A 25,905-nucleotide genomic window follows, 5' to 3' on the forward strand; every position below is an offset into this window, starting at 1 on the left:
CGACGTCCGTCGCCGCCCGGTCGGCCGCGTCGAGCCAGTCGACGAGTGCGGCGATGGTGATGACGGGCACGCCCTCGCGTGCCCCGAGTTCGACGAGCTGCGGCAACCGCATCATCTCGCCGTCGTCTCCGACGATCTCGCAGATCGCCGCGGCGGGCCGGAGCCCTGCCGCGGTGACGAGCTCGATCGAGGCCTCGGTGTGCCCGGCGCGCTCCCGGACCCCGCCTGGTCGCGCGCGCAGCGGGACGACGTGCCCCGGACGGTGCAGGTCGTCGCGCACGGACGTCGGGTCCGCGAGCACCCGGAGCGTCCTGGCGCGGTCGTGCGCGCTGATGCCGGTCGTGACCCCGACCGCGGCGTCGACGGTGACCGTGTAGGCGGTGCCCCGGACGTCCTCGTTGTGCGCGACCATCGGCGGCAGGTCGAGCGCGTCCGCGATGTCGGCGCTGATCGGGGCGCAGATGAACCCGGACGAGTGCGCCACGGTCCAGGCGATCCACTCCGGCGTCGCGAGCTCCGCGGCGAGGACGACGTCGCCCTCGTTCTCACGGTGCTCGTCGTCCGCCACGATCACGGGCCGACCCGACGCGATGGCCGCGACGGCGTCCTCGACCGACGAGAGCCCGAGTGCTGCGGCCGGGCCGGAGCCTGCAGCGGCCGCGTCGGATCCGGCCGCGGAGTCGCCGGAGCTGACCGCGGGCACGACGTGGGCGGCGTCGAGGGCGCTCACCGTGCCTCCAGGGCGGGTTCCGCGGCGACCGCCGCGTCGAGCCGGAGCATGCGCCGGACGTGGCGGGCGAGGACGTCGGTCTCGATGTTCACGCGGTCGCCGGGGACGCGCTCCCCGAGGGTCGTCGCGGTGAGCGTCTCGGGGATCAGGCTGACCTCGAACCAGGCGGACTCCGGGTCGGTGGTCTCGTCGGAGACGGCGCTGACGGTGAGCGAGACGCCGTCGATCGCGACAGAGCCCTTGTCGACGACGAGCGGGCTGAGGTCCGGTGCGAGCGAGAACCGCACGCGCCGCCACCCGTCGCCGTCGCTCGTCGACAGGACGGTCGCAGTGCCGTCGACGTGTCCCTGCACGATGTGGCCGCCGAGCCGGTCGCCGACCGAGGCCGCGCGCTCCAGGTTCAGGCGGTCCCCGACGGCGAGCGAGCCGTGCGCGCTCATGTCGAGCGTCTGCGCCATGACGAAGGCCGTGAAGGTGTCGTCGGTCCGCTCGACCACGGTCAGGCAGACGCCGCTCGTGGCGATGGAGTCGCCGTGCCGGGCGTCCGCGACCACGATCGGCCCGCGGACGGTGAGCGCGACGGAGTCGCCGTGCTGCTCGACGGCGGTGACGGTGCCGAGTTCCTCGATGATGCCGGTGAACACTGGTGTCCTCTCAACGGGACTCCGGGTGTGCTCGACGGATGTCGGCATCGGCGGACGGGGACGACGGATCGCCCTGCCCGCCAGCGCTTCCTCCCATCCGGACTCTCACCGTCGGTCCCGGAGTCCCACCGGGTCAACCTCGGTCGGGCGTACCCGACGTCAGCTCGTGGACTGTCACCACCGGTTCGGAATTGCACCGACCCCGGAGCGCTTGCGTACCCCGAACCATACCCCACCCCACCGGCACGACGTCCGGCCGGTTGCGCGGTGTGACGCGTCGGGGGCGGGGTGGGCCGGGGAGCGCGGGCGCCAGACGGCTCGGAGTCACCGAGACGCCCCCGGATCCGGCGGCGTCTCGCGCACGAGGCGGCGTCTCGCGCACACGGCGGCGTCTCGCGCACACGGCGGCGTCTCGCGCACACGGCGGCGCCTCGACAGCTCGGCGGCGCCTCGACAGGGCGGGACCGTTCCGCCCGGGGGGGCGGACGGGAGGATCGAGGCGGGACCCGCCACGATCCTCCCGTGCGTCGTCGCGGACCGCCCGTCAGCCGCGGCCGCGCACCAGGGCGACCGCCTGCCGGAGCGACAGGTCGGGCAGGTAGGCCCGCACGACCGCGATGCCGATCGACGGCAGCGCGACCGGGTCCGGGTAGGCGAGCACGAGCGGGTGCAGGTCCGGACCGAACTTCGCCTTGAACCGCAGGAGCGACCGGAACCCGTAGACCGGCTCGAGCACCCCGCCGACCAGGTCGAGCAGGTTCTGCACGCCGTCGCTCGACGGCGGTGCGTCCCCCGACGACGCGAGCGGCGCCGCGGACAGGCTGAGCCGCTCGACGCCGTCCTCGCGCATCCGGTCCGCGGCGCTGGCGACCAGGAACTCCATCACGCCGTTCGGGGCCGCGGCGGTGCGACGCATCACGTCGAGGGTCCAGCCGACGACGCGTCCCTCGCGGAACGTGGGCAGCCAGCTCGTCACCGCGAGGACCGTGCCCGCTGCGTCGAGCGCGACGAGGGTGCGGACGGCCGGGTCGCGCATCTCGTCGATCCCGCCGAGCGTGAAGCCCATCTCCGGCAGCTCCCGCTCGGAGACCCACTCCTCGGAGATCGCCTCGATCTGCCGGGTGGTGGCCACGGGCAGGTCCTGCCACGACGACCACAGCGCGGTGATGCCCTCGCGCTTCGCCTTGTTCACCGAGGTGCGGACGTCCTGCTTCTTCTTGCCGGTGGTCGTCCACGTGCGGGGGTCGAAGTCGGCGTCCTCGGCGACGGGGAGCGTCGCCCAGCCCTGCCCCGTGAGGTGCTCGGCCGCGGTGGCTTCGATGCCGTAGAACACCGCCGTCCACCCGTTGTCGTCGCAGTACCGGGCGAACTCGGTCATCGCCCGGTCGCGGGCGTCCGGCCACCCGAACGGCCCGCCGACCGTCACCGCGACCCGGCCGTTGCGCCGGAACGCGACCCCGGCGCGGCCGTCGGCGGCGAACCAGTAGGCGTTGCCCTGCCACGTCGTCATCCACCCGAAGGTGTCGCCGCCCGCGGCCTCCAGGAGTGCGCGGGCGCGGGCGCGGTCCATGCCGACCTCGTCGGTGTCGAGCGCGTGCGGCGCGGCGCCGGTCGGCCGGATCGCGGCGAGCGCGATGACGGTCCACAGCAGGGGGCCGGAGACGCCGAGCACGAACCGGAGCGCGGGGTCCATCGCGGGCAGCCGGTCCCAGAACGTCACCGGGGACAGCGGGCCGAGCACGGCGATCACCAGGCGGAAGGGGTCGGGGACCCGCTGGGGCGACGAGGCCGCGGTGACGAGCACGACCACGACGATGACCGCGGCGGCCGCGAGCACGACGACCGCGAAGGTGGCGATGCGACGGCGGGACGGCAGCACCGTGAACGACCGGCGCAGGACGACGAGCACGAGCGCGGTCGCGAGCGGCACGACGATGGACGCGGCGATCGACAGGTCCACCACGACCAGGTTCTCCGATGCGTGCAGCTGCTGGACCCGACCGGGGACGGCACTGTAGGTGACCGCTGCGGCGATCGCGGTGACCAGGTCGACGGCGACGACGAGCCAGACCGCGAAGCGGCTCCCCCGGAACAGCCCGAGACCGCCCACGACCAGGACGAGCAGCGGTGCGACGGCGAGCAGGAGGGTCCAGGGGTCGGTCGCCCGGTAGTCGAGGAGCCCGCGGAGGCACGTGTCCACGGCGCCGTCGGCGTGGCAGCCGCGGACCGGGGTCACCGGACCGGCCCCGACGACCGCGGCGAGCGGCGCGAGGAGTCCGACGCGGGCACGCGACACGAGCGCGATGACCGGGCCGACCGCGGACACGAGCACGACGGTCCCGAGGAGCACACGGGTCTCGCGGTGCGAGCTGCGCACCCAGCCGATGCGGGCCGGACCGCTCCGGAGCATCGTCCCGAGGCCCCAGCCGACGAGGGCGGCGAACGCTGCGTACAGGTCCGAGACGTGCCCGGCGTAGAGCAGGAGCGCGGCGACGACCGCGAAGGCGTTGACCCGGATGCGGCGACGCCAGAGCGGCCCGGCGAACGCGCTCGCGGTGACGATCGTCCCGACCATCGCGGTCCACGGGTCGAAGCTCGTCGCCCGGCCGAGCAGGAGCGACCCGATCGGACGGCCGTCCGGGTCGAGGAACGCGGTGAGCGCGCCGAGCCCGGTGCCGACGACCGTCGTGACGACGAAGGCGGTGACCGTGCGCCACGGCCCCATCAGGCGTTCGGACGCGCCGAGCAGCACGACGACGCCGACGATCGTGGCGACGAGGGCGAGCAGGCCGGTCGACGCGGCGAAGACCCGGAGCGGGCCGAAGTGCGACGGCGTGGTGCCGTGGGAGACGCGGAGGACCACGCCGACCACCGAGGTCACGAGCACGAGCAGCACGACGACGGTGGTGACGGGGTACCGCCGGGCCGTCCGGCCGACGGTCCGGCCGGCCGCGACGACGGCCGCCCGGACCTTGCCGGGCGTGCGCGGCTCTCGTGGTCCGGGGGCGCTCTCGGGGGAAGCGCCCGGTCCGGTACCGGACTCCGACGGCGCCGTCGCCGTCTGGTCGTTCACAGGGTGCCTTCCGCTGCCGGGAGACCGAGGTGCGCCAGCACCGGGGGCAGTCCGTGCGCGAGCACGTACCGCACGGTGTTCCAGTCGTGGGCGGACCCGGGCGAGACGAAGGTCTGCGTCTGCATCCCGGCCCGCTCCGCGGCGGTCCGGAGCGTCTCGGTCGACGCCGTGTACGGGGCGTCGTCCTGACCGTAGCCGAAGACCGTGAGGTGGTCGCGGTACGGCGCGTGTGCCGCCATCAGGGCGACGGGCATCGCGGCGCGGTAGGCGGCGGCGTCCCCGCCGAACCCGAGCGCGATGGTCTGCTGCACGCTGCCGTTCTTCGGGCCGATCTCGCTCGAGATCGCCAGGGCGGTACCGAACACGTCCGGGTGCGCGGCGGAGAGCTGCATCGCACAGGTCGCGCCCTCGGAGAAGCCGGCGACGGCCCAGTGCGACGGGCCGCTCTCGACCGGCAGGTGCGACTGGATCCAGTCCACGGTGTCGGTCATGACGTACGTCTCGCTCCGGCCGAGTCGGCGCGAGTCCAGGCACATCGGGTTGCGGTTCGGCGCCCCGAGCTGGTCCGGCGACACGACGATCGGCCCGAGGCCCTGGTGTGCCGCGGCGTAGTGGTCGAGGTACTGCCCCATGTTGCCGGTCTGGAACAGGTCGGCGGGCTGTCCGGGCTGCCCCGAGAAGGCGATGATGACGGGGAGCTTCGGCGGGTTCGCGACCCGGGCCGCCGGCGGCAGCCACACCACGGCCTTGCGGGCGCGGAAGTGCGACACCGTGCCGGGGATCGCCACGCTGATGGTCTCGCCGGTCTTCGGCATGCCCGCCGGGGCCTGCCACCCGGAGAGGTCCGTCGCCGGCGTCGCGTTGCCGGAGCGCTCCGGCAGCTTCACGGTCTTGTACGGGCTCGTCGCGATGGCCTGCTGGACGTTCTTGTAGAAGCCGAAGTCGACGTTCACGCCGAGCCCGGCGGACAGGACGACCGCGGCCGCGGCGGCCACGGCCAGACCCCGGCGACGCCATCCACCCTGGACGAGGACGACCAGGAGCAGGGCGACCCCGGCGAAGGCGAACGCGACCCACATCCGGGTGATCGGCGTGAAGGCGACGCCGAACAGGTCCTGCACGTCGCCCGTCCACCACACCGCGACGAGGCCGACCACGGCACCGAGCACACCCGCTCCGACGCGGAACGCGAGCCGCCGTCCGCGGTGCCGTTCCCGCGCCGGTCCGACGAGGACCCAGGCCGCCAGGACGGCCGTGATGACGTAGACCGGGACGAGGACCGCCCGGCCGGTGATCGGGATGCGCAGGAGTTCGTGGAGCACGCTCTCATCGTGGCGCTCCCCTGCTGCCGTGGGGCCGCGCAAGCGCTTCTACTGCGCACAGGTTCGGTACCGAGTGCTCCCAGCGAACGTTCGGTGTCGTCCAAGCCGGCGCTTCGACGGCGCATGGGTCGGAGGGGCACCGCGGACGGTGCCCCTCCTCGCCGTGGTGGTGTCAGCCGAGCCGCTTGCGCAGGACCAGCGCCCCGGCTCCCGCCATCAGGAGCAGCAGCGCGACCGCCGCGGGCAGCGTCTGCGACGCGGCTCCGGTGTACGCGAGCTGCGGCTGTCCGGCCTGCGTCGTCGACGTGGTCGCGACGGTCGGACGGGAGGCGGTGGTCACCTCGGTCGCGGCGGCGACCGTGGTGGTCGTGGTCGCGACCGGCAGGGTGGTCACGACGGGCGTCGTGCCGTCGGTCCCGTTGCCGGGCGCACCCGGGGTGCCGGGCTCACCGGGCGTTCCCGGGGTGCCAGGCGTTCCCGGGGTGCCAGGCGTACCCGGGGTGCCAGGCGTACCCGGTGTGCCGGGCGTACCGGGGGTGCCGGGCGTACCGGGGGTGCCGGGCGTTCCGGGGGTGCCGGGCTCACCAGGAGTGCCCGGGGTGCCGGGCGTGCCGGGGGTACCCGGGTCGGTCCCGGTACCGGGGGTCGTGCTCGTGCCGTCGCCGACGATGCCGATGCCGTTCCCGCCGATGGTGACCGGGATGCTGATCACGGGGACGATCTGCGTCCCGGAGAGCAGGCCGCCGGCGCCGGAGGTCGTGCCACCGGCCGTCGGGGTCGTGGAACCCGTGCCCGAGCCGGTCCCACCGGTCGAGGTCGACGTGCCGTCACCGACGATGCCGATCCCGTTGCCACCGATCGTCACCGGCAGGCTCACCACCGGCGACACCTGCGTGCCCGAACCGATGCCGTCCTCACCCGAGGTCGTGCCACCCGCCGTCGGGGTCGCGGAGCCCGTGCCCGAGCCGGTGCCACCCGTGGAGGTCGACGTGCCGTCACCGACGACACCGATCCCGTTGCCACCGATCGTCACCGGCAGGCTCACCACCGGCGACACCTGCGTGCCCGAACCGATGCCGTCCTGACCCGAGGTCGTACCACCCGCCGACGGCGCCGCCGGACCGGCGGGAGCCGCCGGGCCCGTGGCGGTCGACGTGCCGTCCCCGAGGAGTCCGATCCCGTTGCCGGTCACGGTCACCGGGACCGAGACGACCGGGGCGACCTGCGTGCCCGAGGCGACGCCGTCCTGACCCGACGTCGTCGGCTCGGCAGCGGGCGCCGCGGGTGCGGCGGGCGTCGCCGGTGCTGCGGGTGCCGGGGTCGGCGCCGTCGCGGTGGCGTCCCCGAGGACACCGACCGCGTTGCCGCCGACCGTGACCGGAGCGGTGACGTCACCGACGACCTGGGTGCCGGAGCCGATGCCGTCCTCGCCGGACGTCACGGGTGCCGGAGCGGCCGGAGCGGGAGCCGGAGCCGGAGCAGCCGGGGCGGGAGCGGCGGCCGGGGCCGGCGTCCTCGTGGTGGCGTCGCCGCCGACTGCGACCGCGGTGCCGGAGACGGCGACCGGGGCGGTGACCACCGGGGCCACCTGGGTCCCCGAGGCCACGCCGTCCGCGCCCGACGTGACTGGCGCAGGAGCGGGGGCCGAAGCCGCAGGAGCGGGGGCCGGAGCCGCGGGAGCGGGCGCCGCCGGGGTCGGAGCGGGCGCTGCCGGAGCGGGTGCGGAGACGGCGTCGCCGAGCACCCCGAGGGCGTTCCCGGCGACGGACACCGGGGCGCTCACGGACGGCGCGACCTGGGTGCCGGACAGGATGCCGTCCGCGCCGGAGGTCGTCGCGGCGTTCGCGGCCGCTGCCCCTCCGAGCGTCAGGCCTCCGAGGCAGAGGGCGAACCACAGCCCCCTGGAGACGTGCTTGTTCATGGTCGTGTCACTTCCTGATCGAGATCGTCACCGACCGCAGGTGCGGTCGGGAGGTGCGTGCCTGCCGGGCTGGACAGGCGCACCGACCTCAGTCAGGAGCGACGTCGTGGTCGCCGACGACCGACGCGGGGACCACGTCGTCGTCGAGCGTGCCGCGTGACCCCGCGGCGAGGGAGACCTGGGTGCCGACGGTGCCGTCGACACCGACCGGTGCAGCCCCGGCGGAACCGGAACCACTGCCGGAGCCGGAGCCCGTCGATCCGCCACCGACCGGCAGCGGGACGACACGGTCGCCGTCCGCGGGCACGCGGAGTGCGGTGCCGTCGACCGTGACCGATCCCGCGGCGCCCGTCGTGGCGTGCTCGGCGGCGACCCCGCGAACGGTGACGATCGACGTCGTGCTCGCGACCAGCTGGTCGTCGCTCGCGGGTCCGGCGCTCGCGGACGGCGCGGCCGCCGCGAGGACGACCGGACCGGTCGGGTCCCCTGCGGACGCCGGTGCCGGCACCGCGACGGTGCTGCCGCCGGGGAGTGCCGGGGACGTCGGCACGGTCTGGCCGGGCACGGGGACGCCGGGCGTCGGCAGGGCCGGGACCGGGAGGGACGGCACGGGCAGCACCGGCGCGGGCAGGGGCAGGGGCAGGACGGCCTCGACCGGTCCGACGACCTCGCCGACGGTCTCGGGGAGCGTGCCGACCGTTCCGCCGACGACGCCGAGGGTGTCGTCGACCACACCGGTGACCGGACCGATGACCGTCCCCACGGTGTCGTCCCCGAGCAGCGTGCCCGTCAGCGGGAGCGCGCCGACGACGGTGTCGACGGCCTCGACGACCGCGGTCACCGGCCGGGCGTCGGTCACCGACTGCACGGTGCCGGTGACGGGCTCGAGGACGGACTCGAGCGTGCCGGAGAGCGGCCGGGAGGCGGTGCTCGTCCCGGTCGCGTCCGGTGCCCCCGTCGTCGTCCCGACTCCAGCAGCAGCGGGAGCGGGAGCGGGAGCGGGAGCGCCGGCCGCGGATGCGGGAGCGGGAGCGGCGGGTGTCGCTGGAACGGGCGCGGCGGGAGCGGGTGCGGCAGGAGCCGGGGCCGCAGCAGGCGGCGCGGCGGGGGCCGGCGCCGGCGCGGCAGGAACGGGAGCGGGAGCAGCGGGAACGGGTGCGGCAGGGACCGGAGCCGGGGCAGGTGCGGCCGGAGCGGGCGCCGGAGCCGGAGCCGGCACGGCCTTCCGGACGGGCGCGACGGCCTGGTCGACCACGGAGCCGACCTCGCCGGTGACGCCCTGGACGGTTCCACCGAGGTCCTGCATGAGTCCACCGACGATGCCCCGCTGCTGCGGCGCACCCTCGGCGGCGGCTGCCGGCCGGGCTCCGAGCACGAGCGAGAGCAGCACGAGGGCAGCGGCGACCCCGACGCCCGCGAGGACGATCCGGAGCAGCGCGCGCCAGGGGTCGCGCAACGGCTGGTCCATGCGCTCACCTCCTGATCTCGGCTGCGCACGTAGAGTGGTTGGCCGGTACGGTACGCCGTCCCGCTCCGGATCGGAACCCTTTCTGGAGCATTCTTCGAGAAAGGCCGGTCGTGACCTCGATCTTCCACGCCCCCACGCGCAACCTGGACGTCGTCACGCTGCACGAGCTGCTGCGCCTGCGGCAGGACGTCTTCGTCGTCGAGCAGGAGTGCGCCTACCCGGACATCGACGGCCGCGACCTCGAGCCGGGCACGCTGCAGTTCTGGGCCGGTCAGGGCTCGGTCGACGCCACCCTGCGCCTGCTCCGCGAGCCCGACGGCACGCAGCGGATCGGTCGCGTCGCCACCGCCCGGCACGCCCGCGGACAGGGCCTCGGTGCCCGGCTCATGGAGGCTGCGATCGCCGAGTCGCGCTCCGGCTCGATCGCGATCAACGCCCAGGCGCACCTCGAGCAGTGGTACGCACGGTTCGGTTTCGTGCGCTCCGGCGAGGACTTCCTCGAGGACGCCATCCCGCACGTCCCGATGACGCGGCAGCGCTGACCCGGCAGGGGCTGACCGGCAGCGCTCACCGGCAGGGGCTCCCCGCTCAGGCCCGCCAGCGCCGCAGCTCGTCGAACGACCGGCCCTGCTGCGCCCGGTCGGCCACGAGCCGCTCGAACACGATGTTCGTCTGCGTCGTCGCGACCGAGGGGTCCCCGCTCAACTCGTCGGCGACGAAGTCCCGCAGCTGCTCGGTGGACGTGCACGCGATGTGCACGAGGAAGTCCTTGTCGCCGGCGAGGAACGACACGTCCTGCACGACCGGCACCCGCAGCAGGCGCTTCGCGAACTCGCGCAGCTCGTGCCGGGCGGCGGCGTGCACGCGGACGGACACCATCGCCTCGATCGCGAACCCGAGCCCCGCGACGTCCACGTCCGCCCGGTAGCCCCGGATCAGCCCGGCGTCCTCGAGCGCCCGCACCCGGGCGAGGCACGTCGACGGTGCCACCCCCACGGCGGCCGCGAGCCGGTTGTTCGGGATCCGGGCGTCGGCGGCAAGGGTCCAGAGGATGCGCTCGTCGACCTCGTCGAGGCGCGGCGCGGGATCGGGGCGGCGTGCTGGTCGGTCGGACACGCCCCGACGCTACCGCGAGCCGGTCCGCCCGCGCACCGGAGCACGGGGCCGACCGCCGGACCCGGCGATCGGAACGGGGCGGGCCGACGGGCGGAGGCGGGTCGTGCCTCCAGGCCGGTGGGTCACATGGCGAGCGTCATGCCGATGACGGCGACCGTCATCGCGAAGACCTCGCCGCTGCGGACCGCGCGACGGTCCGCCCGGCCCCACTCGTACCGGAGCAGCCAGCCGCTGAACGCGCAGTAGCCGATCACCCCGGCGCCGAGCACGGCGGACAGGGCCACGCCGTGCCCAGCATGGTCGTCGGCCAGGCCGGTCGCGTGCCCCATCAGGAGCATGCCGGCCATCACGACCGACGACAGCGCCCGGTGCACGTCCATGGGCTCCGCCCGTCGCCCGTCGGGGCGGCGACGGCGCATCACCGGCAGCGGGGCGAGGAGGAGCAGCGCCGTGGCGGCCAGGAGCGTCCAGACGGAACCGACCTGCGCCACGGGCAGCACCATCGCGACGAGCATGACCGTCGCGGGCACGATCACGCCGGGCCGGGGACGGTAGCGGTCGCCGACGATGCAGCACACCGACGCGAACTGCGGCACGACGAGCATCGCGTCGGCGACGGTCTCGTGCGCGGCGGTCATGGCGTGCGGTGGTCGGGGTGGGGCCGGGTGGTCAGTCCTGGGCGGCGCGGGCCGCGGCCTTCTCGGCGCGCTGCTGCTTCACGCGGGCGTTCTCGGCGTGCACCTCGGCCTGGGTCGCGCGCTCACGGACGAGCCACTCGGGCATCTCCTGCAGCAACTCCTTGACCTGGGCGGTCGTGAGCGGCTCGTCGATGCCGGCACGGTTCAGGCCGGAGATCGAGACGCCGAGCTTCTGGGCGACGACGGGGCGCGGGTGCGGGCCGTCGCGACGGAGGTCCTCGAGCCACGCCGGCGGCTGCGTGCGGAGCTCGTCGAAGGCGGTCCGCGTGACGGGACCCTCGCGGAAGGACTCCGGGGCGGCCGCCAGCAGGATGCCGAGCTTCTTCGCAGCCGTCTCGGCCTTCATCGTCTGTTCCTGCGCCATGGGTCTAGGGTACGGCCCCTATGCTCGGTTGCATGACCGCGGCCCTCACCATCGCCTTCGTCCCGGGGGTCTCCCCCGCGAAGTGGGTCCGGGTCTGGCGGGAACGCTTCCCGGACGCCACCCTCGGCCTGCTCCCGATCGGCCACGACGGGGTCGACGAGGCCCTCGCCGGCGAGGCCGACATGGCCTTCGCGCGCATGCCCGTCGGCGTACACCTGAACGCCATCCCGCTCTGGACCGAGACGGCCGTCGTCGCGATGCCGAAGGACGCGCCCCTCGCCGCCTCCGACGTCGTCTCCGACACCGACCTGGCCGACGTGCACGTCGTCGACGCTGGCCCGGTCCCCGCCGACGTCGCCGCGGTGCTCGACCTGGTCGAGGCGAACGTCGGCGTCGCGGTGCTCCCGCAGTCGCTCTTCCGCGCTGCGAGCCGGAAGGACCTGGTCGCTCGCCCGCTGGCGGACGCCGCGGGGACCCGGATCGCGCTCGTCTGGCGGGACGCAGACGCGTCCGAGACGACGGAGGAGTTCATCGGCGTGGTGCGTGGGCGGACCGCCAACAGTTCGCGTGCTGCGCAGGACCGGCCAGGAGGCACTCCGGACGCCGACGACGACGGCTCGCGTGGGTCGCGGGGTGGCTCCGGCACGGGTCGGTCCGGCACGGGTGGGCGCGGCGGAGGGCGCGGCTCGGGCACCGGGAGCGGCGGCGGCAAGGCCACCGCGAAGCAGGCGTCCGGCGGCAAGGCCGGGGGCAAGGGCGCGCGGAAGCCCCGCGGGACCGGCCGACCGGGCACGCAGCGGCTCGGGAACGGCAAGCCGAAGCGCGGCTCCAAGGGGAACCGGTGACCGGGACGCAGCTCGTCCCGATGCCGCCGGACCGGATCCCGGGGTGGCTGGGCCGCACGATGGCCGAGTACGTCGCGTCCCGCATGCGTTCCGGCGAGACCCGCGAGCAGGCCGAGGCGAACAAGCAGAAGTCGCTCGACCAGTGGTTCCCGGGCGGCGCTCCCCTGCCGGAGCACTTCGTGTGGGACGTGGTCGACGACGCCGGGGACGTGGTCGGGTACCTCTGGATCGGACCGTTCTCGGTCGGCAGCGCGGAGTGGTGGGTGTTCGACGTCGAGGTCGACGAGGAGCACCGGCGGCGCGGGCACGCCCGACGGGCGCTCGAGGCCGGGCAGCGGGTCGCCCGTGAGCACGGCGCGACGTCGATCGGCCTGAACGTCTTCGGCTACAACACCGGGGCGCAGGACCTGTACGCGCAGCTCGGGTACCGCGTCACCGCGACGCAGATGCAGCTCCCGCTGGACTGAACCGTCAGGGCAGCACCGCTGCGGCAGCCTGCGCGACGCGGGCACCCCGACGTGCCTCGGTGTCGGCGCGGGCCGCGGTGACCACCAGGGCGTCCGCGCGGAGGGCCGATCCGGCGTCGAACGGCGGCTGCGGGTCGTACTCGAGCTGCAGCTGGATCCGCTCGGCGACGGGCTGCCCGGCGAGCTCCGCCGCGAGCCACAGCGCCATGTCGATCCCGGCGCTCACCCCGGCCGCGGTCACGACGGAGCCGTCGGTCACGACCCGCTCCGGCATCGGCTCGGCGCCGAACGCCTCGAGCAGGGGCGCCGACGCCCAGTGCGTCGTCGCCCGCTTCCCCGCGAGGAGCCCGGCGGCCCCGAGCACGAACGCTCCCGTGCACACCGAGACCACCCAGGTGGCACGCTCGGCCTGCCGTCGGACGAACGCCACCACCGCGGGGTCGAGCATCGCGTCGAAGGCGCCGTCCCCGCCCGGGACGACGAGCACGTCGGCGTCGGCGGCGGTCTCGAGGGTCCGGGTCGGGATGACGGCGAACCCGCAGTCGGTGGCGACCGGGTCGAGCGTCGCGGCGACGTACTCGGCCCGGGCACCCGGCACGCGCGTGAGGACCTGCGCCGGACCGGTCAGGTCGAGCTGCGTCACCGCGGGGAACAGCAGGAACGCGATCCGTACCTCGGCCGGGTCGTGCCCGCGCTCGGCGTCCGGTGTCGTGTCGGCGTCCATGCCGCGACCCTAGCCCCGGCGGGTCGGGTCGGGTCGGGTCGTTCCGCCCGGTACCGGTCTCGCTCAGGCCCAGACGCCCGAGGTCCCGCGGCGGTGGCTGCCGAGCAGGTGCGTGTCGACGATGCCGAGCGCCTCCATCAGGGCGTGCATCGTGGTCGGTCCGACGAACGCGAACCCGCGCTTCCGCAGGGCCTTCGACAGGGCGACGGACTCCGGGCTCGTGGTCGGCACCTCGGCGGCGGTCCGGGGCGCCGGGGTGGTGTCGGGGCGGAAGGACCACACGAGGTCCGCCAGACCGCCGTCCGCACGGAGGGCGACCGTGGCGTTCGCGTTGGTGATGGTCGCCCGGATCTTCGCCTGGTTCCGCACGATGCCGGCGTCGGCCATCAGTCGTGCGACGTCGTCCTCGTCGAAGCGCGCGACCGTGTCCGGGTCGAAGTCCGCGAAGGCTGCGCGGAACGCCGGACGCTTCGCCAGGATCGTGCGCCAGGAGAGCCCGGACTGGAACGCCTCGAGCGAGAGGCGCTCGAACACCCCGCGCTCGTCGTGCACGGGCATCCCCCACTCGGTGTCGTAGTAGTCGCGGAGCATCGCGTCGGTGGCGGCCCACACCGGGCGGGCGAGACCGTCCTCCCCCGTGACGAGGTCGGTCGTCGCGGTCGTGCGTTCGTCGGCGGGCGGGGCCACGGGTTCGTCGGTCACCCTGCCATCTTGGCGGCCGGCACCGACGACGTCGCGACTACTCGGCCGGCGGGCCGTCCGTCATCGCCTGCTCGTCCATCCAGACGTACTCCCAGCGGTGCCCGTCCGGGTCCGTGAAGCTCCGCTGGTACATGAAGCCCAGGTCCGTCTCCGCCCGGTCCTCGTTCCCGCCGCTCATCACGGCCGCGTCGACGATGCGGTGCACCTCGTCCTTCGACGCGGCGCTCAGGGAGTTGATCACCTCGATCGTCCCCGGGTCCGCGATCGTCTTGTCGGTGAACTCCTGGAACTTCGCGTGCGTGAGGAGCATCACGTACACGGTGTCGCTCACCACGACGCACGCGGCCGTCTCGTCCGTGAAGTCCGGGTTGATCGGGTAGCCGAGCGCCTCGTAGAACCCGGTCGCCCGGGCGAGGTCGGTCACGGGCAGGTTGATGAACACCATCGTGGGCATGGGGACTCCTTCGTCGAGGTCGAACCTCTCGCAGTCCCGGACCACGCGCAACCATCCTTCACGACCGGTACCAACGTGGAACGCAATATGCTACAGCGCGGGACTCGATCATGGGAGGCCGAGCGCGACCGTCGTCATCCCGTGAAGACCGATCTCGATGGCGGGATCCTGAACAGCGGGGATCCTGAACTGCGCAGCACCCGAACAGCGCCACACCCGAACAGCGCAGCCCCTGAACAGCGCAGATCCCCGGGCCCGCGCTGGCTGCAGGACATCCGGGGATCGCTTCCGGCCGAGAGCACCCGACCGACATGTCAATGTCAGGCGCGGAGCGCAGCGTGCGTCAATCGCGCGAAGCACGACGTGGCCCGCGCGCCGGAACCGCACCGTGCCTCCAGGCCGTCGCCGCAACCATCTCCGCGACGCGACGCAGTCCGACCCGCTGGACCGAGCGAGGACGGGCGTGCCCGGTCGGGTGATCCGACCGGGCACGCCCGTTCCTGCCTGGTGCGCCGTGGCGCCCCCATGGGTCAGACCGCGTCGCGGCCCTCGCCGGCGGCGCGCTGGTCCGCCTCGGACTCGGCCTGGCCGATGATGTCCTCCGCGGGCACCGGGTTGAGGCGGTCCCAGAGGAAGAACAGCAGGCCGCCGACGAGCAGCGACAGGCCCACCCACAGGTTGATGTGGATGCCGCCGGTCTTCTGCGGGTCGGTGTCCCAGTGCACGATCCCGACGATCGTGGTGATCACGCCGTAGAGCACGAACAGTCCGCCGAGGATGCGGCGCAGGTCGAGTCGACGGGTGGAGCGGACGAGGGCGACCTGCTCCTCGGTCAGCGTGGTGGTGTCGTCACGCATGGTGGTACTCCTTCGGGTCAGGGCCTAGAGGAACGGCAGGTAGAGGGCGACGCAGAGCACCAGGGCGACGGTGCCGAGCAGGGCGGGCGAGCGGTACCAGGCGGTGTCGGTCGCGACGGCCCCGGCGGTCATGTCGATCTTGCCGACGCCGTAGACCAGGCCGCCGAGCTCCGAGACGTCCTTCGGCTTCGTCGCGAGCGAGACGAGCACGCCGACGACGAGCACCGTGACGAACGAGATGATCGCGCCGTACATCGTCTCCGCGGTCGCGGTGGAGAACAGCTCCGGGTTCACCAGGTACGCGATCCAGGTGATGGTCGGCGTGACGATGCCGAGGACGTAGCCCCACAGTGCGCCCTGCGTGGTCATCCGCTTCCACAGCAGGCCGAGGATGAAGACGCCGAACAGCGGTGCGTTGAAGAACGAGAACAGCGTCTGCATGTACGTCATGATGTTGCCGGCCTGCGCTGCGAGGAACGCCGTGCCGATGCCGACGACCACGCCGACGACCGTGACCCAGCGGCCGGTCTGCAGGTAGTGCAGGTCGGGCATGTTCGGCTTGATGTAGCGCTGCCAGATGTCGTACGTGAAGACGGTGTTGAAGGACGACACGTTGGCCGCCATGCCCGCCATGAACGAGGCGAGGAGGCCCGTCACCGCGATGCCGAGCACGCCCGTCGGCAGGTACATCTGGATGAGCTTCGGGATCGCGTCGTTGTACGTCAGCTCCCCGGAGGCGAACTGGTTGCCGACGACCGCCGCGGCGATGAGGCCCGGGACGACGACGATGAACGGGATGAAGAGCTTCGGGATCGCGGCGATGAGCGGCGTCCGACGGGCGGCCGACATGTTCTTCGCCGAGAACGCGCGCTGCACCTCGGTGAAGTTCGTCGTCCAGTAGCCGAAGGACAGGACGAAGCCCAGGCCGAGCACGATCGCGAGCCAGTTCGCGCCGATCGGGTTGGTGACGTCGCCGATGCCGGTCCCGGCCCAGGTCTGCAGGTGCTGCACGCCCTGGGTCTGCTTGATGGCCTCGGTCAGGCCGCTCCACCCGCCGACGCGGTGCAGACCGACGATCGTCAGCGGCACGAGGCCGGCGATGATCACGAAGAACTGCATGACCTCGTTGTAGATGGCGCTGCTCAGGCCACCGAGGGTGATGTAGGCGAGCACGAACGCGGCGGACACCAGGATGGCGAGCCACTCCGGCCAGCCGAGCATCGCCTCGATGACGATGGCCATCGCGTAGAGGTTGATGCCGGCGATCAGGACGTTCGACACCGCGAAGGCGATGGCGTTGACGAGGTGCGGGGCCTTGCCGAAGCGGCGGAGCATGAACTCCGGGACGCTGCGGACCTTCGAGCCGTAGTAGAAGGGCATCATCACGAGGCCGAGGAACACCATCGCCGGCACCGCACCGATGAGGTAGTAGTGCAGCGTCGCCATGCCGATCTGGGCACCGTTCGCGGCCATGCCCAGGATCTCGGTCGCGCCGAGGTTCGCGGACACGAAGGCCAGACCGGTGATCCACGCGGGCATGGACCGTCCCGACAGGAAGAAGTCCATGCTCGTGCGCACCTGCCGCCTGGCGGTGAACCCGATGCCGATCACCACCGCGAAGTACACGATGATCATCAAGTAGTCGATCCAGCCCAGTTCGAGCCGGATCCCGTTGGTCGCCGCAGCGAGGACCATGCGATCTCCACATCCATGTGTTGCAGTCGGCAACTGCGCCGACCCGGACGGAGACGTTACACCGCGATGTGACCGTTCACACAGCCAGGGCATGCAAGGCCGTGTCGCCGTGCGTCCCGCTCGGTAGGCTCTCCCCCATGAGCGAGCCGGCCACCGACACCACGACACGCCCGCGGCGGATCCTCGTCCTGAACGGGCCGAACCTGGACATCCTCGGGCGACGGGACGCGACGCAGTACGGCACCGTGACACTCGCAGAGATCGAGGCGATCGTGCACACCGAGGCGTCCGTGCACGAGCTCGAGGCGGACTTCCGTCAGACCAACCGTGAGGGCGAGCTGGTCGAGTGGCTGCACGAGGCGCTCGACGACTTCGCCGGCGTCGTGATCAACCCCGCCGCCTACGCGCACACCTCCGTCGCACTGCACGACGCGGTCGAGGCGCTCGACGTCCCCGTCGTCGAGGTGCACCTGTCGAACACGTGGAAGCGCGAACCCTTCCGGCACGTCGACCACGTGGCCACCGCGGCGACGGCCGTGATCGCCGGCGCGGGCGCCGACGGCTACCGCCTCGCGGTCGCGCACGTCGCGTCCCTGCTCGGCTGAGCCGCACCGGACAGGAGGCTCGTGGCGGGCCCGCCACGTACCTCCCGTCCGCCCGCGCGCCGCGTGACGCGCGCGGCCTGCTTCCCCGAGGTGCCGAGATCTCGGCATCTCGACGGACGTTCCGGGATTCTGTGACACCTCGACGCCGCGTCAGCGGCGAGGTGCGGCACCTCGCCGAAGCCGAGCCGGGCAGGTCGGCGCGGTCGCGCCTCGCGCTGCGTGTCTAGAAGTCGGCGGGGCGGCGGACGTCGGCCAGGCCCGCCGTGGCGAAGCCGCCGCGGATGATCGGCAGCGCCCGCCGGACGGCCTGGTCGATGCGGAGCTCGAGGTCGACGCTGCTGATGTCGTAGCCACCCTCGCGCTTGGTGAAGTCGCGCTCGTTGCCGAACACGCCGAGCGGCAGGGTCGTGGACTGGAAGAAGCCGAACAGCGGCCGCATCTGGTGCTCGACGAGGAGCGCGTGCCGGTCGCTGCCGCCGGTGGCCGTGAGCAGCACCGGGGTGTCGACGAGGTCGTACTGCCCGACCCAGTCGAAGAAGAGCTTGAAGGCCCCGGAGTACGCCGCGCGGAACGCCGGGCTGCCGACCACGAGCACGTCCGCGGCCTCGACCGTCTCGAGCGCCCGACGCGTCCGGTCCGACATCGCCTCGCGCGAGGACGCTGCGCCGAGGTCGGCGAGCAGGGGCCCGATCTCCACCGTCTCGGTCCGGGCGTCCTCGATCTCCTCCCCGAGCCGTGCGACCGTGGCGGCCACCAGGGTGGACGTCCGGGACGGGTCGGAGGGGCTGCCACTGACGCCGACGACGAGTTCTCCGCTCATGCGGTCGATGCTCACACGCCCGCTCCGCGCCCGCCCGGGTGTGACGACTTGTGTCGCGCTCCAGCCCCCGCGCGTACCGTCGCGGGGATGCAGACGTTCCTGCCCTACGCCGACTTCCGGGCCTCCGCCGAGGTGCTCGACGACAAGCGACTCGGGAAGCAGCGGGTCGAGACGCTGCAGGTCATGCGCGCCCTGACGCTGCCGGACTACGGCTGGCAGCACCACCCCGTCGTCGCGATGTGGCGCGGGTACCGGCCGGCGCTGATGGCGTACCAGGACGCGACGTGCCGGGTGTGGCTCGAGCGTGGGCACGCCGACACGTGCCTGGGCAAGACGCTCGTCGACCTCGCCCGTGTCCCGGAGGACCTCGCGGCGTACGAGCGCGGCGACTTCCCGGTGCCCGCCTGGAACCACGACCCCGCGGTGCACGAGTCGCACCGGTCGAAGCTCGTGCAGAAGGCCCCGGAGCACTACCGCCCGCTGTTCCCCGACGTGCCGGACGACCTGGAGTACGTCTGGCCGGGGACGACGCCGCCCCCGTCCGCGGACTGACAGGGGGTGCGGCGCCGGTCAGGGTCCGGCGCCGCGTCCACGGCGGGGGCGGCGCTGCAGGGTCCGACGACAGGGGGGACGTCGTGCCCTGCTCCGGACGCGGTCAGGGGTCCTGCGTCCGGGGTTCGGGTGGTTCAGTGCTGTTCGGCATCCCCCTGGTCAGGGGTGGTGACGGCCGGCGTCAGCGCCGTGAGCGTGGCCGCGGCGTACCGGTCGGCCTCCCGCGGGACGGGCATCGACCGTCGGACCGCCGCGGGGCGGACCATCGGGAGCAGCGCGCTGCCGAGGGTCGCGAGCGCACCGACGGACGCGATCACGCCGAGCGGTGCGGTCCCGAGGTCGTGCTGCGCGGCGATGGCGAGCGCGACGACGGTGGCCGGAGCCGGGAGGAGCTGGACCACCCGGAAGCGGTCCTCCTGCCGGAGACGGGTCGTGATCGCGTTGGCCATGCCCCCATCGTGGCGGACCACGCCGGTCCGCAGAAGGGGGGACATCACCCCATTCATGGAGTAGAACGTCTAGTTCACTCCGAGTCGCCGCACGGTCGACACCGCATCGGCCACCGCCCGGACCACCGCGGCCGCGTCGTCCTCGGTCAGGGACGCGTCGAAGGTCAGGCGGAGCGCGGTCCTCGCGACGTCCTCGGACAGCCCGGTCGCGGTGAGGACGTGCGAGGCTTCGGTGCTGCCGGCCGCGCAGGCGCTGCCCGACGAGGACACCACGTCGTGCTGCTCGAGCTCGAGCAGCACGGTCTCCCCGTTGACGGGCTCTCCCGGGAAGCAGAACGACGCGTGCCCCGGCAGGCGCGAGCGCCGGGACCCCGTGACGACCGCCCCGGGGACCGCCGCGGTGACCCCGTCGAGCACGGCGTCCCGGGTCGCCGCCGCCATGGCCGCCGCGTCCACCCGCTCCCCCGCCGCGAGGGCGAGCGCGGTCGCCACGGCCACCGCTCCGGCGACGTCCTCGGTGCCGGATCGCCGACCACGTTCCTGCCCACCGCCGTGCAGGAGCGGCTCGAGCGGCACCCCGGCGCGGAGCACGAGGACGCCGGTGCCCTTCGGCGCGCCGAGCTTGTGACCAGAGAGCGAGAGCGCGTCCACGCCGAGCAGGTCGAGCCCGACCGCCAGCCACGGCGCGCTCTGCACGGCGTCGGTGTGGAACCGCGCGCCGACGGCGTGTGCGGCCGCGGCGAGCGCCGGCACGTCCTGCACGGTCCCGATCTCGTTGTCGGCGTGCGCGATCGAGACGAGCGTGGTGTCCGCCCGGAGGGCCGCGGTGAGCGCCTCGACCGTGACGACCCCGTCCGCGTCCACCGGCACGAGCGTGACCGTGAAGCCGTGGTGCCGCTCGAGGTACCGGCAGCTCTCGAGCACCGCCTCGTGCTCGATCGCGCTCGTGACGACGTGCCGACCGCGCGGTGCGGCGAGGGCGATGCCCTTGACCGCGGTGTTCGCGCCCTCGGTGCCGCCCGTGGTGAAGACGACCTCGCCCGGACGGCAGCCGAGCACCCGCGCCACCGTCGCCCGGGCGTCGGCGAGCCCGCGCGACGCCGCGTCCCCGACGCCGTGCGTGGAGGACGGGTTGCCGAAGACCCCGGTCAGGTACGGCCACATCGCCTCGAGCACCTCGCGGCGGACCGGGGTCGTCGCGGCGCGGTCCAGGTAGAACACGTCAGCCGCGACCCGGGGCGGCGAGCGACGCGGACGGCGACGGAACACCGACGGCGCCGTCGGACACCGCGATGTCGAGGCCCAGGTCGAGCGCCCTCGCCGAGTGCGTCAGCGCCCCGACCGACACGACGTCGACCCCGGTCGCCGCGATCGCCGCGACGGTCTCGAGCGACACCCCGCCGGAGGCCTCGACCACCGCGCGCCCGGCCACGGCCGCGACGCCGGCGACGAGCTGCTCCGGGCTGAAGTTGTCGAGCATGATCGTGTCCACGCCGGCGGCGACGACGGGCTCCACCTGGTCGAGCCGGTCCACCTCGACCTCGACGTGCACGGTGTGCCCGAGCCGCTCCCGGGCCGCGGTGATCGCGTCGCCGATCGGCACCCCGCGTGCGGCGAGGACGGCGAGGTGGTTGTCCTTCGCGAGCACCGCGTCGGACAGCGAGGTCCGGTGGTTGTGCCCGCCGCCGCAGCGCACGGCGTAGCGCTCGAGTGCCCGGAGGCCCGGGGTGGTCTTCCGGGTGTCGGCGATGCGGGCGCGCGTGCCCTCGACCGCGGCGACGTACCGGGCGGTGACGGTGGCGATGCCGGACATCCGCTGCGCCAGGTTGAGGGCGACGCGCTCGGCACGGAGCACCGAGCGTGCCGCCCCGTGCACGGTCGCGAGCACGTCACCGGCCGCGAACCGAGCACCGTCCCGCACGTGCAGGACGGTCTCGACGGACGGGTCGACCGCGACCATGACGGCGGCGAAGACGGTCCCGCCGGCGAACACGCCGGACTCGCGCGCCGCCAGGGTCGCCGTGGCGGTCGCGTCGGCGGGGATGAGCGCCTCGCTGGTCACGTCGCCCCAGGGCGCGTCCTCCTCGAGCGCCGTCTCGATCACGCGTCGCAGCGCGTGCGGCGGGATGGTGCCGGGATCGACGGGGACGGTGGTGGTCATGCGGGGACTCCCTGCTGGACGGGCGTGGTGACGGTGACGGGGGTCCGGACCCACGCGGTGCTGGCCGGCGCGGTCGGGTCGGTGTCGGGGTGGTCGGTCCGGGCGTGCGCGCCGCGGGACTCGCGCCGCGCCTCGGCGGCGCGGGCCGTGATGCGCGCCAGGTCGAGCAGCGCGCGGTCCTCGGCGGCCCGCACCCCGGTCGGGGCCGGGTCCGGCAGGGCGTCGAGCGTCCGCCGCGCCGCGGCGAGCCCGGCGGCGTCGCGCAGCAGCCCGACCCGCTCGGTCATCTCGGTCTGGACCGCCCGGCGGACGTCGGTGACGTCGCGGGGGTGGGTCGCGCCTCCAGGCCGGTCACCGTGCACCGGACGGGAGGCGCGGTGTGCGCCCGCCACGTCGGTCCCGTCGTTCCCATCGGTCACCACGGGCGGGACGGTCACGACGGGCAGGTCGGCGTCGCCGCGGAGCCGGAGGTGCGCGGGGCGCGGCGCGGCGACCGCGTCGGCGGCGCGGACCCCGAAGACGAGTCCCTCGAGCAGGGAGTTCGACGCGAGCCGGTTCGCACCGTGCACCCCTGTGCAGGCGGTCTCGCCGACGGCGAGGAGGCCGGGCAGGCTCGTGCGCCCCTCGGCGTCCGTGACCACACCGCCCATCGCGTAGTGCGCGGCGGGCGCGACCGGGACGCCCTCGCGGGTCCAGTCGAACCCGGCGGCCCGTGTCGCGCGGGTCAGGCCGGGGAAACGGCGGACGAGGTGGTCGGGGTCGAGGCCCGTCGCGTCGAGGAGGACGGGCGCACCACCCTGCTCGCGGACCGCGGCCGCGATGCCGCGGGCGACGACGTCCCGCGGGGCGAGCTCGGCGTCCGGGTGCACGGCGGTCATGAAGCGGCGACCGGCCGCGTCCCGCAGGACGGCACCCTCGCCGCGGACGGCCTCGGAGACCAGACCACCGTCCGGCACGGCGAGGCGGGTCGGGTGGAACTGGACGAACTCCAGGTCCGCGACCACCGCGCCGGCACGCCACGCCGCGGCGACCCCGTCGCCCGTCGCGACGAGCGGGTTCGTGGTCTCCCGGTACAGGTGTCCGGCCCCGCCGGCGGCGAGCACGACGGCGTCGGCGTCGATGCGTCGGGGCTCGCCGAGCAGGTCGAGGACGTCGACCCCGACCACGGCGCCGTCCCGCAGCACGAGGTCGGTCAGGCAGGTGCGCTCGAGGATCGTGACGTGGCAGCGGTGCAGCGCGTCGACCAGGGTCCGCTCGACGGCGGCTCCCGTCGCGTCGCCGTCCGCGTGCAGGACGCGCCAGCGGCCGTGGGCGGCCTCGCGTCCGCGGGCGAGGTCGTCGCCGTACCGGTCGAGGCTTGCGGGGTCGGTGGTCCGGTCGAACGGCACCCCGAGCGCGAGCAGGTCGCGGACGCGGGCGGGGCCGTCGGCGCAGAGCACCGCGACGGCGTGCTCGTCGGCGCTGCCGGCGGCCGCGGCACGGGTGTCCTGCTCGTGCAGGGCGACACGGTCGTCGGCGCCGAGCGCGACGGCGATGCCGCCCTGGGCGTACGCGGTCGCGCCGTCACGGAGCGCACCCTTCGTCACGAGGGTGACGTCGTGGTGGGCGCTCGCGCGGACGGCGGCGGTGAGTCCGGCGATCCCGGATCCGACGATGACGACGTGCACGGTGCGGAGCCGTCCGTCAGCCGCGCGGCTTCGCGGCGAGCATGCGCTCGAGGGCGACCCGGGCGTCGGCCTGGACGTCGGCGGGGACGACGATCTCGTTGAGGACCTCGCCGCGGACGAGCGCCTCGAGGACCCACGCGAGGTAGCCCGGGTGGATGCGGTACATCGTCGAGCACGGGCACACGACGGGGTCCAGGCAGAAGATCGTGTGCTGCGGGAACTCGGCGGCGAGCCGGTTCACCATGTTGATCTCGGTGCCGATCGCGAACGTCGTCGGCTCGGTCGCCGCGGCGACGGTCCGGCGGATCAGGTCGGTGCTGCCGGCGGCGTCGGCGGCGTCGACGACGGCCATCGGACACTCCGGGTGCACGATGACCTGCACGCCCGGGTGGTCCCGTCGTGCCTGCTCGATCTGGCCGACCGTGAAGCGACGGTGCACCGAGCAGAACCCGTGCCAGAGGACCACCTGCGCGTCCTGCAGCTCCTGGGCGGTGTTGCCGCCGAGGGGCTTGCGCGGGTTCCACATCGGCATGCGGTCGGTACTGACGCCCATGGCCTTCGCGGTGTTGCGGCCGAGGTGCTGGTCGGGGAAGAAGAGCACGCGCTGCCCGCGCTCGAACGCCCACTCGAGCACCGTCGCCGCGTTCGAGCTCGTGCAGACGATGCCGCCGTGCCGACCGCAGAACGCCTTGAGGTCCGCGGCGGAGTTCATGTACGTGACGGGGACGACCGGGACGCGGCCGTCGGCGTCCGGTTCGGTGCCGTAGACCTGCTCGAGCTCGGCCCAGGCCTGCTCGACGCTGTCGATGTCGGCCATGTCGGCCATCGAGCACCCGGCGGCGAGGTTCGGCAGGATCACGCGCTGGTCGTCGCGCGCCAGGATGTCCGCCGTCTCCGCCATGAAGTGCACACCGCAGAAGACGATCGCCTCGGCGTCGGGCTTGGTCAGGGCAGCGTTCGCGAGCTGGAACGAGTCGCCGAGGAAGTCGGCGTGCCGGACGACCTCGTCGCGCTGGTAGAAGTGCCCGAGCACCACGACGCGGTCCCCCAGGGTCGCCTTCGCGCGCTCGATGCGGGCGTGCAGCTCCTCGCCGCTGGCGGTCTTGTACTCCTCCGGGATCTGCCCCTGCCGCGGAGCACCCGTCGGGATGACGTCGGACATCGAGGAGCCCGGGCCGTAGCCGGGGCGCGCGTCGAAGTCCCACGTGGGCGCCGCGAGGTCGGGCGTGCACGTGCTGCCGTCGGCCCGGCCGTTGGAGATGAGCTCGATGGTGGTCGCGATGGACACGGTGCTTCCTTCGGTTCGGGGTGGCTAGTGGGTCGCGGCGGTGACGGTCGTCGCGGCGGCCGTCGCGGCCGTCGCGGCCGTCGCGGCGGTCGTCGCGGCCGTCGCGGCGGTTCTCGGCGTGAGGGGGCCGTTGTCGGCGTACGCGAGGTCGGGGTTCGAGCGGTAGAGCCGGGCCGGACGGTGCCGCCCGCCGCTCGTCGTCTCGTCGGTGGGGAGCACGGCGTCGCCCTGCGCCACCTGCCGACGGAAGTTCGCGGGGTCGAGCGCCCGGCCGAGCACGGCCTCGTACACACCGCGGAGCTCGGTCAGGGTGAAGCGGTCGCCGAGGAACGCCTGGGCGATCCGCGAGTACGACATCTTGGTGCGCAGGCGCCAGAGGGCGTACTCGACGATGCGGTCGTGGTCGAACGCGAGCGGCGGGTGCTCGTCGGCGAGGAACCACCGCACGTTCCAGTCGTCCGGCACCGAGCTCGCCTCGTCCGGGTGCACGAGGGCCCAGTACACGATCGACACGACCCGGCTCGGGGAGCGCTCGACGTCACCGAAGGCGTAGAGCTGCTCGAGGTACCGCGGCTGCACGTTCGTCGTCTCGCGGAGGCGGGCGGCGGCGGAGTCCTCGAGTCCCTCGTCCGGACCGACCCAGCCGCCCGGCAACGCCCACGACCCCTCGAACGGCTCGGCGACGCGGCGCACGAGCGGCATCCAGAGCGCCGGCGCCCCGGTGTCCGGGTGCGGGCGCAGCGCCACGATCACGGTGGAGACCGCGACGCGGATGGCGGTGGGTGCGGGTTCAGGAGATAGTGTCATGGCGACTCGAAGTGTTCGGGTTGCAGTGACACTATCACCGTTCACGCGATCGGAACACGGCGGAAATGCCGGAGGACGCATCGCGGCCTACGTTCGGGTCCATGACGACGGTGACGAGGATGCACGCCGTGGTGTCGGGCACGGTCCAGGGGGTCGGGTTCCGGTACTGGACCGCACGGAAGGCCGACGGGCTCGAGCTCGTCGGGTACGCCAGGAACCTGTTCGACGGGACGGTGGAGGTCGAGGCGGAGGGGCCGTCGGCCGCGGTGGACGCGCTCATGGCGTTCATCCGGACCGGGCCGCCGTCGGCCACGGTGACGGACGTGTCGTTGCGGACGGTGGTGCCGCACGGCGACGGGGACGGGTTCGCGATCCTGCACTGATCGGGAACGGTCCTGCACTGATCGGGAACGGTCCTGCACTGATCGGGAACGGTCCTGCACTGATCGGGAATGTGGACGTCCGCTCAGGATGTT

Annotated in this window: 26 protein-coding genes, 1 pseudogene and 1 riboswitch; of the genes and pseudogenes, 6 read left to right on the forward strand and 21 right to left on the reverse strand. The window is 73.8% G+C overall.

The features are described from left to right. Positions 1–19: 19 nt before the first annotated feature. The 6 genes and pseudogenes from ribB to LQK89_RS11715 all read right to left on the reverse strand — a co-directional run. Positions 20–592 (reverse strand): annotated as a pseudogene (gene ribB / locus LQK89_RS11690) (3,4-dihydroxy-2-butanone-4-phosphate synthase); the annotation flags it as partial. 134 nt (positions 593–726) lie between these two features. Then, entirely contained in the window at positions 727–1,374 is a 648-nt protein-coding gene (locus LQK89_RS11695) for a riboflavin synthase (RefSeq protein WP_231049182.1), read from the reverse strand. A gap of 81 nt (positions 1,375–1,455) precedes the next feature. Further along, positions 1,456–1,587, reverse strand: a riboswitch (FMN riboswitch). Between the two features lie 331 nt (positions 1,588–1,918). Beyond that, positions 1,919–4,447 carry a bifunctional lysylphosphatidylglycerol flippase/synthetase MprF gene (locus LQK89_RS11700; RefSeq protein WP_231049183.1) on the reverse strand — a complete coding sequence of 843 codons (2,529 nt, stop codon included), beginning with the start codon at positions 4,445–4,447 and terminating at the stop codon, positions 1,919–1,921. Then, the gene (locus LQK89_RS11705; protein WP_231049184.1) at positions 4,444–5,769 is read right to left on the reverse strand and encodes an alpha/beta hydrolase; all 1,326 of its coding nucleotides are present in this window, start codon (positions 5,767–5,769) and stop codon (positions 4,444–4,446) included. The genes LQK89_RS11700 and LQK89_RS11705 overlap by 4 nt, the downstream gene beginning before the upstream one ends. 172 nt (positions 5,770–5,941) lie before the next feature. Further along, positions 5,942–7,690: an LPXTG cell wall anchor domain-containing protein gene (locus tag LQK89_RS18035; protein ID WP_269145896.1), complete on the reverse strand. Its 1,749-nt coding sequence runs from the start codon at positions 7,688–7,690 to the stop codon at positions 5,942–5,944. Between the two features lie 88 nt (positions 7,691–7,778). Continuing rightward, a complete protein-coding gene (locus tag LQK89_RS11715) occupies positions 7,779–9,158 on the reverse strand; it encodes a hypothetical protein (protein WP_231049185.1) in 1,380 nt (459 codons plus the stop codon). A 110-nt stretch (positions 9,159–9,268) separates the two neighbouring features. Here LQK89_RS11715 and LQK89_RS11720 point away from each other — a divergent pair, with 110 nt between their 5' ends. Next, positions 9,269–9,700, forward strand: coding sequence for a GNAT family N-acetyltransferase (locus tag LQK89_RS11720; protein ID WP_231049186.1), 432 nt, complete (start codon positions 9,269–9,271; stop codon positions 9,698–9,700). Positions 9,701–9,746: 46 nt separating this feature from the next. Here LQK89_RS11720 and LQK89_RS11725 read toward each other — a convergent pair whose 3' ends face one another. The 3 genes from LQK89_RS11725 to LQK89_RS11735 all read right to left on the reverse strand — a co-directional run bounded on the left by LQK89_RS11725 (position 9,747) and on the right by LQK89_RS11735 (position 11,336). Continuing rightward, complete coding sequence (locus LQK89_RS11725; RefSeq protein WP_058741376.1) at positions 9,747–10,274, reverse strand: Lrp/AsnC family transcriptional regulator; 528 nt, start codon at positions 10,272–10,274, stop codon at positions 9,747–9,749. A gap of 122 nt (positions 10,275–10,396) precedes the next feature. After that, positions 10,397–10,912, reverse strand: a complete 516-nt coding sequence (locus tag LQK89_RS11730) for a hypothetical protein (protein ID WP_174777896.1) — start codon at positions 10,910–10,912, stop codon at positions 10,397–10,399. A 31-nt stretch (positions 10,913–10,943) separates the two neighbouring features. Beyond that, positions 10,944–11,336: a DUF5997 family protein gene (locus LQK89_RS11735; RefSeq protein ID WP_114849749.1), complete on the reverse strand. Its 393-nt coding sequence runs from the start codon at positions 11,334–11,336 to the stop codon at positions 10,944–10,946. A gap of 32 nt (positions 11,337–11,368) precedes the next feature. Here LQK89_RS11735 and LQK89_RS11740 point away from each other — a divergent pair, with 32 nt between their 5' ends. Both LQK89_RS11740 and LQK89_RS11745 read left to right on the forward strand, forming a co-directional pair. Further along, positions 11,369–12,181: a LysR family transcriptional regulator substrate-binding protein gene (locus LQK89_RS11740; protein ID WP_175325388.1), complete on the forward strand. Its 813-nt coding sequence runs from the start codon at positions 11,369–11,371 to the stop codon at positions 12,179–12,181. Next, complete coding sequence (locus LQK89_RS11745; RefSeq protein WP_231049187.1) at positions 12,178–12,648, forward strand: GNAT family N-acetyltransferase; 471 nt, start codon at positions 12,178–12,180, stop codon at positions 12,646–12,648. Before LQK89_RS11740 ends, LQK89_RS11745 begins: the two co-directional genes overlap by 4 nt. A 4-nt stretch (positions 12,649–12,652) precedes the next feature. On the opposite strand, the gene LQK89_RS11750 is transcribed toward LQK89_RS11745, so the two are convergent. The 5 genes from LQK89_RS11750 to LQK89_RS11770 all read right to left on the reverse strand — a co-directional run bounded on the left by LQK89_RS11750 (position 12,653) and on the right by LQK89_RS11770 (position 17,080). Next, the gene (locus tag LQK89_RS11750) at positions 12,653–13,372 is read right to left on the reverse strand and encodes a DJ-1/PfpI family protein (protein WP_231049188.1); all 720 of its coding nucleotides are present in this window, start codon (positions 13,370–13,372) and stop codon (positions 12,653–12,655) included. Between the two features lie 63 nt (positions 13,373–13,435). Then, entirely contained in the window at positions 13,436–14,074 is a 639-nt protein-coding gene (locus LQK89_RS11755) for a DNA-3-methyladenine glycosylase I (RefSeq protein WP_174777893.1), read from the reverse strand. Between the two features lie 37 nt (positions 14,075–14,111). Beyond that, the gene (locus tag LQK89_RS11760) at positions 14,112–14,528 is read right to left on the reverse strand and encodes a VOC family protein (protein WP_231049189.1); all 417 of its coding nucleotides are present in this window, start codon (positions 14,526–14,528) and stop codon (positions 14,112–14,114) included. A gap of 530 nt (positions 14,529–15,058) precedes the next feature. Continuing rightward, positions 15,059–15,385, reverse strand: coding sequence for a hypothetical protein (locus LQK89_RS11765; RefSeq protein ID WP_114849753.1), 327 nt, complete (start codon positions 15,383–15,385; stop codon positions 15,059–15,061). Positions 15,386–15,409: 24 nt separating this feature from the next. After that, a complete protein-coding gene (locus LQK89_RS11770) occupies positions 15,410–17,080 on the reverse strand; it encodes a sodium:solute symporter family protein (RefSeq protein WP_231049190.1) in 1,671 nt (556 codons plus the stop codon). A 137-nt stretch (positions 17,081–17,217) separates the two neighbouring features. On the opposite strand from LQK89_RS11770, the gene aroQ reads away from it, so the two are divergent. Continuing rightward, entirely contained in the window at positions 17,218–17,685 is a 468-nt protein-coding gene (aroQ, locus tag LQK89_RS11775) for a type II 3-dehydroquinate dehydratase (protein ID WP_174777890.1), read from the forward strand. A 223-nt stretch (positions 17,686–17,908) separates the two neighbouring features. On the opposite strand, the gene LQK89_RS11780 is transcribed toward aroQ, so the two are convergent. Beyond that, entirely contained in the window at positions 17,909–18,505 is a 597-nt protein-coding gene (locus LQK89_RS11780; RefSeq protein WP_114849880.1) for an NAD(P)H-dependent oxidoreductase, read from the reverse strand. Positions 18,506–18,592: 87 nt separating this feature from the next. Here LQK89_RS11780 and LQK89_RS11785 point away from each other — a divergent pair, with 87 nt between their 5' ends. Next, positions 18,593–19,057, forward strand: coding sequence for an MSMEG_6728 family protein (locus tag LQK89_RS11785; RefSeq protein ID WP_058741387.1), 465 nt, complete (start codon positions 18,593–18,595; stop codon positions 19,055–19,057). Between the two features lie 134 nt (positions 19,058–19,191). Here LQK89_RS11785 and LQK89_RS11790 read toward each other — a convergent pair whose 3' ends face one another. The 6 genes from LQK89_RS11790 to LQK89_RS11815 all read right to left on the reverse strand — a co-directional run bounded on the left by LQK89_RS11790 (position 19,192) and on the right by LQK89_RS11815 (position 25,429). Further along, positions 19,192–19,506, reverse strand: coding sequence for a hypothetical protein (locus LQK89_RS11790; protein ID WP_114849754.1), 315 nt, complete (start codon positions 19,504–19,506; stop codon positions 19,192–19,194). Positions 19,507–19,575: 69 nt separating this feature from the next. After that, complete coding sequence (locus LQK89_RS11795) at positions 19,576–20,727, reverse strand: cysteine desulfurase family protein (protein WP_231049191.1); 1,152 nt, start codon at positions 20,725–20,727, stop codon at positions 19,576–19,578. A 1-nt stretch (position 20,728) separates the two neighbouring features. Then, a complete protein-coding gene (gene nadC / locus LQK89_RS11800; RefSeq protein ID WP_231049192.1) occupies positions 20,729–21,667 on the reverse strand; it encodes a carboxylating nicotinate-nucleotide diphosphorylase in 939 nt (312 codons plus the stop codon). Beyond that, positions 21,664–23,334 carry an L-aspartate oxidase gene (locus tag LQK89_RS11805; protein WP_231049193.1) on the reverse strand — a complete coding sequence of 557 codons (1,671 nt, stop codon included), beginning with the start codon at positions 23,332–23,334 and terminating at the stop codon, positions 21,664–21,666. The genes nadC and LQK89_RS11805 overlap by 4 nt, the downstream gene beginning before the upstream one ends. A gap of 16 nt (positions 23,335–23,350) precedes the next feature. Beyond that, a complete protein-coding gene (gene nadA, locus LQK89_RS11810; protein ID WP_231049194.1) occupies positions 23,351–24,622 on the reverse strand; it encodes a quinolinate synthase NadA in 1,272 nt (423 codons plus the stop codon). 24 nt (positions 24,623–24,646) lie between these two features. Further along, the gene (locus tag LQK89_RS11815) at positions 24,647–25,429 is read right to left on the reverse strand and encodes an NUDIX hydrolase (protein ID WP_231049195.1); all 783 of its coding nucleotides are present in this window, start codon (positions 25,427–25,429) and stop codon (positions 24,647–24,649) included. 101 nt (positions 25,430–25,530) lie between these two features. Between LQK89_RS11815 and LQK89_RS11820 the strand changes: the two genes are divergently transcribed. Then, the gene (locus LQK89_RS11820; RefSeq protein ID WP_058741392.1) at positions 25,531–25,812 is read left to right on the forward strand and encodes an acylphosphatase; all 282 of its coding nucleotides are present in this window, start codon (positions 25,531–25,533) and stop codon (positions 25,810–25,812) included. Positions 25,813–25,905 lie beyond the last annotated feature (93 nt).

The organism is Curtobacterium sp. C1 (assembly GCF_021049325.1).
Taxonomy (GTDB): Bacteria; Actinomycetota; Actinomycetes; order Actinomycetales; family Microbacteriaceae; genus Curtobacterium; species Curtobacterium citreum.